The organism is Agromyces sp. CCNWLW213, from assembly GCF_037199545.1.
Taxonomy (GTDB): Bacteria; Actinomycetota; Actinomycetes; order Actinomycetales; family Microbacteriaceae; genus Agromyces.
The window spans coordinates 417750-428705 of record NZ_JBBBDX010000002.1; the positions used below are offsets into that span (position 1 = coordinate 417750).

Annotated in this window: 9 protein-coding genes; 5 read left to right on the forward strand and 4 right to left on the reverse strand. The window is 73.3% G+C overall.

Features of this window, described 5'->3' with window-relative positions:
• Positions 1-9 precede the first annotated feature (9 nt).
• On the forward strand, positions 10-888 hold the full coding sequence (gene xdhC / locus WBQ80_RS06230) for a xanthine dehydrogenase accessory protein XdhC (protein ID WP_336572630.1): 879 nt from the start codon (positions 10-12) through the stop codon (positions 886-888).
• Here xdhC and WBQ80_RS06235 read toward each other — a convergent pair.
• From WBQ80_RS06235 to WBQ80_RS06250, 4 genes are all read right to left on the reverse strand, one after another.
• Entirely contained in the window at positions 827-1723 is an 897-nt protein-coding gene (locus WBQ80_RS06235) for a phosphatase PAP2 family protein (RefSeq protein WP_336572631.1), read from the reverse strand. The two genes, xdhC and WBQ80_RS06235, sit on opposite strands and share 62 nt — an antisense overlap.
• A gap of 77 nt (positions 1724-1800) precedes the next feature.
• Positions 1801-2274: a GNAT family N-acetyltransferase gene (locus tag WBQ80_RS06240; protein WP_336572632.1), complete on the reverse strand. Its 474-nt coding sequence runs from the start codon at positions 2272-2274 to the stop codon at positions 1801-1803.
• Between the two features lie 45 nt (positions 2275-2319).
• On the reverse strand, positions 2320-3597 hold the full coding sequence (locus tag WBQ80_RS06245) for a multidrug effflux MFS transporter (RefSeq protein ID WP_336572633.1): 1278 nt from the start codon (positions 3595-3597) through the stop codon (positions 2320-2322).
• Positions 3598-3933: 336 nt separating this feature from the next.
• On the reverse strand, positions 3934-5133 hold the full coding sequence (locus tag WBQ80_RS06250) for an ROK family protein (protein ID WP_442892716.1): 1200 nt from the start codon (positions 5131-5133) through the stop codon (positions 3934-3936).
• A 135-nt stretch (positions 5134-5268) separates the two neighbouring features.
• On the opposite strand from WBQ80_RS06250, the gene WBQ80_RS06255 reads away from it, so the two are divergent.
• Genes WBQ80_RS06255 through WBQ80_RS06270 form a run of 4 tightly spaced genes read left to right on the forward strand, consistent with a single transcriptional unit; the run spans position 5269 to position 10900 of the window.
• On the forward strand, positions 5269-6567 hold the full coding sequence (locus WBQ80_RS06255) for an ABC transporter substrate-binding protein (protein ID WP_336572635.1): 1299 nt from the start codon (positions 5269-5271) through the stop codon (positions 6565-6567).
• A gap of 4 nt (positions 6568-6571) precedes the next feature.
• Positions 6572-7570 carry a carbohydrate ABC transporter permease gene (locus WBQ80_RS06260; protein ID WP_337282493.1) on the forward strand — a complete coding sequence of 333 codons (999 nt, stop codon included), beginning with the start codon at positions 6572-6574 and terminating at the stop codon, positions 7568-7570.
• A 1-nt stretch (position 7571) separates the two neighbouring features.
• Positions 7572-8474 carry a carbohydrate ABC transporter permease gene (locus WBQ80_RS06265; RefSeq protein WP_336572637.1) on the forward strand — a complete coding sequence of 301 codons (903 nt, stop codon included), beginning with the start codon at positions 7572-7574 and terminating at the stop codon, positions 8472-8474.
• Entirely contained in the window at positions 8471-10900 is a 2430-nt protein-coding gene (locus WBQ80_RS06270; RefSeq protein WP_336572638.1) for a beta-glucosidase family protein, read from the forward strand. Before WBQ80_RS06265 ends, WBQ80_RS06270 begins: the two co-directional genes overlap by 4 nt.
• Positions 10901-10956 lie beyond the last annotated feature (56 nt).

Below are 10956 nucleotides of genomic sequence, written 5' to 3' on the forward strand. Positions count from 1 at the left end.
GGAACGGCGATGGACTGGCTCGACGCGTTGCAGCGACTCCGCGACTCCCGCACGCCCGCGGTGCTCGTCACGCTCGCGACCGTGCGCGGGCACGCCCCGCGGAACGGCGGGGCGAAGATGGTCGTCGCGTCGTCCGACGCGTTCGGCAGCGTGGGCGGCGGCAACCTCGAGGAGACGGCCGTCCGGCGCGCCCGCGAGATGCTCGACGCCGGCGCGGTGGAGCCCGAGCTGCTCACGCTCACGCTGAGCGACAAGGCGGTCGTCGACTACGGCGTGCAGTGCTGCGGGGGCGAGGTGACCATGCTGCTCGAGCCCGTGCCGGTGGTGCCCGTCGTCGCCGTCTTCGGCCTGGGCCACGTGGGGCTCGAGCTCGCCCGGGTGCTCGCGCGGCACCCGCTGCGGCTCGACCTGGTCGACTCGCGGGCGGAGATGCTCTCGCCCGACCGGATCGGCGTGCCCGGCAGGACCGGGCCGTTCGCCGACGTCGTCGCCGACCTCCGGCTGCACCACCTCCCGGTGCCGGAGGCCGCGCTGACCGAGCTGCCCGCCGGCGCGCACGTGCTCGTGATGACGCACGACCACGCCGAGGACCTGGCGATCTGCGACATGGCGCTCCGCACGCCCGGGCTCGGGTCGATCGGGCTCATCGGCTCGCGCTCCAAGTGGGCCCGGTTCCGGGCTCGGCTGCGCGAGGCGGGGCACGACGATGCCGCGCTCGAGCGCGTCACGACCCCCATCGGCATCGACGGCATCCGCTCGAAGGAACCGGCCGCGATCGCGGTCGGCGTCGCCGCGCGCGTGCTGCAGCTCGTCGAGGCGGCCGCGGTCAGGCCGTCGACGCCGGCTCGCGCGACGTCGCGGTCTCGCGGGGGCGTGCCGGCGGAGTGACGTGCGCCTCGGCGCGCAGCCGGTTGCGCTCGGCGATCCTCGCCGCCCGATCGAGGCGTTCACGCTCGAGCCGTCGCGCGAACAGCGTCCAGACGAGCAGGGCGACGCCCGCGCCGATGAGCATCCCGCCGATCGTGTCGGTGAACCAGTGGACGCCGAGGTAGGTGCGGCTGATCGCCATGAGGATCGTGTAGATCGCGCCGACGATCCACACCCAGAGCTTCGGCACGATGATGCCGATCGCGACGGCGATCGTCGCCGCGTTGGCCACGTGCCCGGACGGGAACGAGCCGAAGTCGGAGGCCACGAGCATGTCCTCCGGGCGGGCACGACCGAACAGGTTCTTCAGCAGCTGCACCACGCCGGCGCTCGCCGCCGACGCCACGACGAAGAACAGGGCCGCCCAGGGCCGGCGCACGGCGAGCAGGATGAGCGCGGTCAGGATCGGGACGACGAACACGCCCGCGATCCCGCCGCCGAGGGCGTCCATGCCGAACGCGAAGAGGTCGCCGATCCCGCCGCGGAGCTCGAAGACGTCCTCGGCCCACTCCTCGTCGATCTCGAAGAGCGTGTCGGCGCGGATCACGAGGATGAGGCCCAGCAGCGCCGCGATCACGACCGACGTGATGCCGACGGCGAGCGGGACGAAGCGCCCGACGTACTCGGTGCGCACCTCGCGCGCCCGCGGGTTCAGCTCGTCGGCGCGGGCCGCCGCGCGGCCCTCGGTCATGCTCGCCGCCTGCGCGCGCAACCCCCGCCCGCGGTGCGGCGTCGCGGCCCCCGCGGAGGCGGGCGGCTCGGGCGTGGGCTCGTCGGGTCCGTCCGGTGCGCTCATCCTCCAACGCTAGTCGCCGAGACGGGAAGGGCCTGAGAACGGATGCCGCGTGCCTCCTGCGGCGCCGCCCCCGCGCGTCACAGCTCGCGGATGTAGAAGAGCATGCGGTAGTCGGCGCCCGGCTCGATGTTGACGAAGCCGTGGCGCTCGTAGAATCGCCGGGTGTCGACGTCGACCTCGTCGACGTTGATGTGCATCTCGATCGCGCTGCGGTCGGCGACCTCCGCGAGGGCGCGCGTGAGCAGGTCGGTGCCGATGCCGCGGTCGCGGAGCCCGGGTCGGACGTACAGCTCCTCGAGCTGCGCGAGCGGCCCGTCTCCGTACGGCGTGGGCCGGAGGGTGAGGTAGGCGAAGCCGGCGGGCTCGGAGTCCTCGGCGAGCAGCACGATCACGTCGTCGCGCGGCAGCAGCCCGGCGAACCGCCGTGCGAACTCCTCGGCGGAGGGCGTCGGCGACTCGAACTCCGTGTTGAAGTCGAAGAGCAGCCCCCCGACGACGTGCGCATCGGCGGCCGTCGCCCGGCGCACCTCGAACCGCTCCGCTGAACCCACTGCCCCGCTCCGTTCCATCCGGGTGCGAGCGTAGCGCGGAACACGTCAGTCGGACAGGGCCGGCACCGTCGACGGCCGCACGAGCAGCCACACCGACGCCACGGCGATCACCGCGGCGCCGCCCATGACGACGGCCATGGGCACCGCGGTGCCGACGCCGAAGACCCCCGCGAGGGGCGAGAGCGCGCCCGCGAGGCCGAAGTTGAGGGCGCCGAGCAGCGAGGCCGCCGTGCCGGCCTCGGCGCCGTGGTTCGCGAGCGCGAGCACCTGCACGGCCGGGAACGTGAAGCCGCAGGCCGCGATGTAGATCCACAGCGGGATGGCGGTGCCCCAGAACCCGGCTCCCGAGCTGTCGAGCACGACGATGGCGAGCGCCATCGCGAGGTGCACCACGGTGGTGCCCGCGATGATGTACTGCGGCGGGATCGGCCCGCGGATCAGCCGCGACGACACCTGGACGCCGACCACGACGCCGATCGAGTTCACGGCGAAGAGGATGCCGTACTCCTGCGGCGAGAACTCGTACACCTGCTGGAACAGGAACGACGAGGTCGACAGGTAGGCGAACAGGCCCGTGAAGGTCATGCCGCCCACCAGCGCGGCGCCGAGGTAGACGCGGTCGCGGAACAGCGCCCGGTAGCGGTCGCGCATCGACGAGTGGCCGGCGACGTGCCGACGCGACTCGGGCAGGGTCTCGACGATGAGGAACGTGACGGCGAGCACGACGACGAGGCCGTAGGCGCCGAGCACCCAGAAGAGCCCGCGCCAGTCCATGACCTGCATGAGCTGCGAGCCCACGACGGGCGCGACGACGGGCGCGAGCCCGACGACGAGCGCGAGCCGCGAGAGCATGCGCACAAGCGGCTTGCCGCCGAACAGGTCGCGCACCATGGCCATCGCGACGACGCCGCCGGCGGCGGCGCCGAACCCCTGCAGCAGGCGGAACGCGGTGAGCCACGCGATGTCGGGGGCGAGCGCCGCAGCGACGGATGCCGCGATGTGCACGATCGTCGCGAGGATGAGCGGCAGTCGGCGGCCGACCTTGTCGCTCCAGGGGCCGACGACGAGCTGGCCCAGGCCGAAGCCGATCATGGTGCCGGTGAGCGTGATCTGGATGGCGGCGGCGTTCACGCCGAGCTCGGCCTCGAGCGCGGGGAACGCGGGCAGGTACAGGTCGATCGTGAACGGCCCGAGCGCCGTCAGCGCGCCGAGCACGAGCACGTAGACGAGCCGCTGACCGCGGCTGAGCAGGTCGCCGGGGTGGCGCGCCGAGCTCGGCTCGAAGTCGTCGGGTCGGACGATGGGGATGGAAGCGGTGGACATTGGTTCCCGTGGCGTGCTGGAGGCGGTCGTGCGGTCGGGGGTGCTGCGCGGCGCACGCCGTCGGGCGCCTGGCGAACGGAAACGGCGCCCGTGGGGCGCCGCTCTCGGGAATCGCGGCCGGGTCCGAATCCGGCTCGAATCGATTCGACTCGGAACAGTCTAACCGCCGCCCCCGGGTTCCGCGCAAGCGGGAACGATTCCCGGCGCGACCGCCGGGCGCGACGCGGCGAAGGAACCTCGACCCGCGGTACGGCGAGTCGGCGCAGGTCCGCGGAGTGTCGCGCGAGATCTCCTTCCGCCCGCCCCCTCGCGTCCGGGCGGGCGCGGGCGAGCGGATCAGCCGGCGGCGGCGAGCGGGTCGGCGAGCAGCGGCGCGAACGCCGCCTCCGCCGCCCCGATCATGAGTCGGTCCTCGCCGAGCGCGGCGACGACGAGGCCGACGTCCTCCGCGGCGGCGGGCATCGCCTGGGCGGCGACGGCCGCACGCAGGGCCTCCGGGTCCTGCTCGGCGAGCGTGGCGAGGAACCCGCCGAGGATCACGAGCGACGGGTTCAGCACGTTGACCGCATTGGCGAGCGCCGTCGCGAGGATCCGGCGCTGGCGGTCGAGCTCCTCGACGATCGCCGCACCTCGCTCGCCGTCGGCCGCGAGGGCGTCGCCGATGGCTGCCGCGAGCGTCGGCTCGTCGGCGCTGCGGAGCCCCACCGCCTCGAGCAGGCGCGCCCGGCTCACCTCGTCCTCGAGCACGCCGCCCTCCGCGCGGCGGTCCGCGGATGCCGCGATGCCCGGCCGGTTCTGCCCGAACTCCCCCGCGTAGCCGCTGGTGCCGCCCACCGGGCGACCGTTGACGACGAGCCCGCCGCCGATGCCGCTCGCACCGCCGTTGAGGTAGACCAGGTCGTCCACGCCGCGACCGGCGCCGAAGAGGTGCTCGGCGATCGCGCCGAGGCTCGCGTCGTTGCCGATCGCGACCGGCAGGCCCGTGGCCTCCTCGACGAACGACCGCACGGGCACCTCGCGCCACTCGAGGTGAGGCGCGAAACGCACGAGCCCGTCCGCGGCGCGCACGAGGCCGGGCACCGCGAGGCCGACCCCCGCGAACCGGGCGTGGCGCAGCTCGTCGGCGCGCCATGCGGAGATCGTCTCGGCGGTGAGGCGCGCCACCCGTCCGGGCGTGACGAGCTCGTCGACGTCGATGCGGCGGCGCGCTGCGATCCGGCCCCCGAGCCCCACGGCGGCGAGCGTGACGGCGTCGACCTCGGGATTCACGGCGACGGCGACGAGCCGCGGGTCCGGTGCGATCACGGGCGACGGGCGGCCGACGCGGTTCGTGGGGTCGGGCGCGCGCTCCTCGGCGAGCCCGAACTCGACGAGCTCGCCGGCGAGCGCGGCGATGGTCGAGCGGTTGAGCCCCGTGAGCGCCGTGAGCCGGGCACGCGAGAGCGGGCCCTCGACGTGGACGAGGCCCAGGACGCGCGCGAGGTTGCGGCGATGGACGCCGTCGAAACTTCCGGTCCGGTCTGGCACGGCATCCACTCTAGGGACGGGGCAGGCCCGCAGCGGGGAGGCGCGTCAGATTTGTTGCGCTTGACCGCAAATCGCTCGGCGCGTATATTCGAGGCGTCCAGATCACTTTCGACGTTGCGGTCGAAACTTTCGAGAGGTTCAATGATGAACAGACGCAGCACCATGAGGCTCGTCACGCTCACCGCCGCGACCGGCCTCGCAATCGCCTCCCTCACCGCGTGCAGCACCGGCGACGGCGGCGACGAGGGCGGTGACGGCGAGGTCACCCTCACCTGGTGGCACAACGGCACCACCGGCCCCCTCCCCGAGGTATGGGAGGAGGTGGCCCAGGAGTTCGAGGCCGAGCACCCCGGCATCAACGTCGAGCAGACCGGCTACCAGAACGAGGAGCTCCAGCGCACCCTCATCCCGAACGCCCTGGCCGCCGGCGATCCCCCGGACCTCTTCCAGGTCTGGCCGGGCGGCGAGCTCCGCGACCAGGTCGAGAACGGCTACCTCATGCCGCTCGACGACGAGATCCCCGACACCATCGAGAGCGTCGGCGCGACCATCAACCCGTGGCAGGTCGACGGGAAGACCTACGGCGTCCCCTTCACCTTCGGCATCGAGGGCTTCTGGTACAACCAGGATCTCTTCGAGCAGGCCGGCATCGACGCGCCGCCGGAGACGCTCGACGAGCTCGTCGACGTCGTCGGGCAGCTGAAGGACGCGGGCATCACGCCGATCGCCGTCGGCGCGGGCGACAAGTGGCCGGCCGCCCACTGGTGGTACCAGTTCGCGCTCCACTCCTGCTCGCCCGAGGCGCTCCAGGCCGGCGAGGCCGAGAGCGACTTCAGCGACGAGTGCTGGGTCGAGGCGGGCGAGCAGCTCGAGGAGTTCCTCGCGATCGAGCCGTTCCAGGAGGGCTTCCTCGGCACCCCCGCCCAGCAGGGCGCGGGCAGCTCGGCCGGCCTCATCGCCAACGGCCAGGCCGCGATGGAGCTCATGGGCCACTGGAACGCCGGCGTCATCGGCGGGCTCACGGCCGACCAGCAGGTTCCCGAGTTCCTCGGCTGGTTCCCCTTCCCGGGCATTCCGGATGCCGCAGGCGACCCGACCGCGGCCCTCGGCGGCGGCGACGGCTACGGCTGCTCGGCCGAGGCGCCCCCGGAGTGCGCCGAGCTGCTGGAGTACATCATGAGCGAAGAGGTGCAGGCGAAGTTCGCCGCGAGCGGCTCGGGCATCCCGACCGTGCCCGCCGCGACGGAGTCCCTCGAGGACGAGAACCTCAAGGCCGTCGCCGAGGGCCTCGCCGACGCCTCGTTCGTCCAGCTCTGGTTCGACACGGCCTTCGGCACCACCGTCGGCAACGCCATGAACGAGGGCATCACGAACCTCTTCGGCGGCGCCGGCACGCCCGAGGAGATCGTCACCAAGATGGAGGACGCTGCGGCGACGCAGTAGCACCATGACCGCAGTCCTGAACCCGGCCGGGCCCGCGACCTCCGCGGGCCCGGCCCCCGCCCCGGGCCGCCGGCCCCGGCGCCCCGGCTCCGCGCGCCAGCGGATCGAGATCGCCGTCCTGGTGGGCCCGGCCCTGTTCCTCTTCCTCGGCTTCGTGATCCTGCCGGTCATCCTCGCGGCGGTGTACAGCCTCTACAACCTGCCTCCCGCGTTCCGCTGGGAGCACCTGGCCGACCCCGAGCGGTTCATCGGACTCGCCAACTACGAGCGCGCGTTCGGCAGCCCCGAGTTCGTCCGCGCCATCGGCAACAACTTCCTCATCCTCGTCTTCTCGCTCGCGATCCAGGGTCCGCTCGCCATCGCGATCGCGCTGCTGCTGAACCGCCCGATGCGCGGACGTGCCGCCCTGCGGCTGCTCATCTTCGTCCCGTACGTGCTCGCCGAGGTCATCGCCGGCCTCTCGTGGAAGCTGCTGCTGCAGCCCACCGGCGGCGTCAACGCGGCGCTCGAGGCGATCGGACTCGGCGAGCTGCAGCGCAACTGGCTGGCCGATCCCGACATCGCCCTGTGGACCCTCTTCCTCATCCTCACGTGGAAGTACCTCGGCTTCGCGATCATCCTCATGCTCGCGGGCCTGCAGGGCGTGCCCGAGGAACTCTCCGAGGCCGCCGCCATCGACGGCGCGAGCTGGTGGCAGATCCAGCGGCACATCACGATCCCGCTGCTCGGGCCCACCATCCGCATCTGGGCCTTCCTGTCCATGATCGGCGCGTTGCAGCTGTTCGACATGGTCTGGGTGACCGTCGCCCCGACCGTGCGCAGCATGTCGACCGAGACCATGGCGACGTACATGGTGCAGCAGGGCCAGTTCGCGGGCCAGCCGGGCTACGGCAGCGCCATCGCCGTCATCCTCTTCTTCATCTCCCTCTTCGTGGCGCTGGTCTACCAGCGCCTCGCCCTCCGCCGCGACCTCGCCGGCGCCATCACCCGAGGAGTGCGCTGACATGAGCGCGACCACCGCCATCGCCACCGGCCGGGCACCCGACGACCTTCCGCCCCGGCGCCCCGCGGGGCGCGGCGTCGACTGGGGCCAGCCGATCGTCTACCTCGTCGCGCTCGTCGTCGCGGCGATCGCCATCGGGCCGGTGCTGTACGTCTTCATCGGCGGATTCCGCACGACCGCCGACCTCAACGCCGACCCGGCCGGCCTGCCGGATCCGTGGACCCTGCAGAACTGGGCCACGGTCCTCGGCGCACCGCGGTTCTGGGGCAACGTGTTCGCGAGCGTCGTCCTCGCCGGCGGCACGACCCTCGGGGTCGTCATCGTCGGCATCATGGCCGCGTTCGTGATCGCCCGCTACGACTTCCGCGGCCGCGAGGGGCTCTACACGCTCTTCGCCGCCGGCCTCATGTTCCCGCTCACGGTCGCCGCGCTGCCGCTCACGCTGCTGCTGCGCACGCTCGGCCTGCACGGCACGTACCTCGGGGTGATCATCCCGTCGATCGCGTTCGCGCTGCCGACGACGATCATCATCCTCGTGCCGTTCCTGCGCGCCATCCCCGACGAGCTCGAGGAGGCCGCGCAGATCGACGGCGCCTCGCGCCTCGGCTTCTTCTGGCGCATCCTGCTGCCCCTGTCGATGCCGGGCCTCGTCACGGTCGGCGTGCTCGCGTTCGTGGGCAGCTGGAACGGATACCTGCTCCCCCTGCTCGTCATCAGCACGGGCACGCTGCCGCAGGAGCTGTGGCCGCTGCCCCTGGGCGTGACGCAGTTCTCGACGCAGTACTCGCAGGACACCGCCGCGGTGCTCGCGTACACGTCGCTCGCGATGATCCCGGCGCTCGTGTTCTTCCTCGCCGCCGAGCGCCGCATCGTCGGCGGCCTGCAGGGGGCGGTGAAGGGATGACGCAGCACGACGTGACCACGACCGCCACGACGAGGGATGCCGCGTGGCGCGACGCCGCACGCCCGCTCGACGAGCGCGTCGAGGCCCTCCTGGCCGAGATGACCCTCGACGAGAAGCTCGCGCAGCTCTACGGCGTCTGGGTGGGCGCCTCCGACGACGGACACGCCGACGTCGCCCCCCACCAGCACGACCTGAACGACGACGTCGACCTCGACGACGTGCTGCCGGCGGGCCTCGGGCAGATCACGCGTCCGTTCGGCACGGCGCCCGTCGACCCCGCGGTCGGCGCGCTCTCGCTCGTGCGCATGCAGGAGCGCATCACCGCGTCCAACCGCTTCGGCATCCCGGCGATCGCGCACGACGAGTGCCTCGCCGGCTTCGCCGCGTGGGGCGCGACCGCCTACCCGGTGCCGCTGTCGTGGGGCGCGACGTTCGACCCCGCGATCGTCGAGCGGATGGCGCGGCGCATCGGCGACGACATGCGCTCGGTCGGCGTGCACCAGGGACTCGCGCCCGTGCTCGACGTCGTGCGCGACGCCCGCTGGGGCCGCGTCGAGGAGACCATCGGCGAGGACCCGTACCTCGTCGCGACGGTGGGCACCGCCTACGTGCGGGGGCTCGAGGCATCCGGCGTCGTGTCGACGCTGAAGCATTTCGTCGGCTACTCGGCGTCGAGGGCCGGGCGCAACCTCGCGCCCGTGTCGATCGGCGCGCGCGAGCTCGCCGACGTGCTGCTCCCGCCGTTCGAGATGGCGGTGCGCGAGGGCGGCGCCCGCAGCGTCATGAACTCCTACTCCGACCTCGACGGCGTGCCGTCGGCCGGCGACCGGTGGCTGCTCACCGAGCTGCTGCGCGAGACGTGGGGCTTCGACGGCACCGTGGTCGCCGACTACTTCGCGGTCGCGTTCCTGAAGCTGCTGCACGGCGTCGCCGACACGTGGGCGGATGCCGCGGCGGGTGCGCTCGAGGCCGGCATCGACGTCGAGCTGCCCACCGTGAAGGCGTTCGGCGAGCCGCTGCGGGCGGCGGTCGCCGCCGGCGCCGTGCCGATGTCGCTCGTCGACGTCGCCCTGCGGCGCGTGCTCCGCCAGAAAGCCGAGCTCGGGCTGCTCGACGCCGACTGGTCGCCGGTGCCCCCGGCGCTCGAGGGCGTCGCGTCGAGGGATGCCGCAGCGCTCCGCGGCTCGATCGACCTCGATCCGCCCGGCAACCGGGAGCTCGCCCGCGAGCTCGCCGAGCGCGCGGTGGTGCTCCTCCGCAACGACGGGACCCTGCCGCTCGCCGCGTCCGGCGCCGCGCCATCCGTCATCGCCGTCATCGGCCCGAACGCCGACGACCCGTACGCCATGCTCGGCTGCTACTCGTTCCCCACCCACGTCGTCACGCAGCACCCCGGCGTCGAGATGGGCATCGCGATCCCCACGCTGCTCGAGGCGATCCGCGCGGAGTTCCCGGGCAGCGACATCCGGCACGCCCTCGGCACCACCGTCGACGGCGGCGAGACCGACGGCCTCGCGGACGCCGTCGCGCTGGCCGCGTCGGCGGACGTCGTCGTGCTCGCGCTCGGCGACCGCGCGGGGCTCTTCGGCCGCGGCACGAGCGGCGAGGGCTGCGACGCCGAGTCGCTCGCCCTGCCGGGCGCGCAGCAGGAGCTCGTCGACGCGGTGCTCGCCGCCGGGACGCCGACGGTGCTCGCGCTGCTCGCCGGGCGGCCGTACGCCCTCGGCCGCGCGACCACGGACGCCGCGGGCATCGTCCAGGCGTTCTTCGCGGGCGAGGAGGGCGCGGGCGCGATCGCCGGGGTGCTGAGCGGTCGCGTGAACCCCTCCGGGCGGCTCCCCGTCTCGGTGCCGTCGTCGCCCGGCTCGCAGCCGACCACGTACCTGGCCCCGCCGCTCGCCCGGGCGAGCGACGTGTCGAACGTCGACCCGACCGCGGCGTACCCGTTCGGCCACGGGCTCGGGTACGCCGCGTTCGACTGGTCCGCGTTCGACGGCGAGGAGGACGCGATCCCGACCGACGGCGCCGCGCGCGTGCGCGTCCGCGTGCGCAACACCGGCCGTCGATCCGGAACCGAGGTCGTGCAGCTGTACCTGCACGATCCGGTCGCCTCGGTCGTGCGGCCCGTGCAGCGGCTGATCGGCTTCGCGCGGATCGACCTCGATCCGGGGGCGTTCGCCGACGTGCGGTTCACGGTGCCCGCCGACCTGGCGTCGTTCACGTCCCGCTCGGGCGCGCGCATCGTCGAGCCCGGAGACGTGGTGCTGAGCGTCGCCCGTTCGAGCGGCGATCTCGTCCACGCGCGCACCGTGCGGCTCGAGGGCCCCGTTCGGGTCGTCGACCACACCCGCCGCCTGCACCCGCTCGTCGACATCGACCGTTCGCCCGCCGAGGAGGCCACCGGCCCGATCGACGCGCCCGGCTGAGCGGGCGGCGACGGCTGACGGATGACACCCCCCCTGGTCATCCGGCGGCCGGTCGC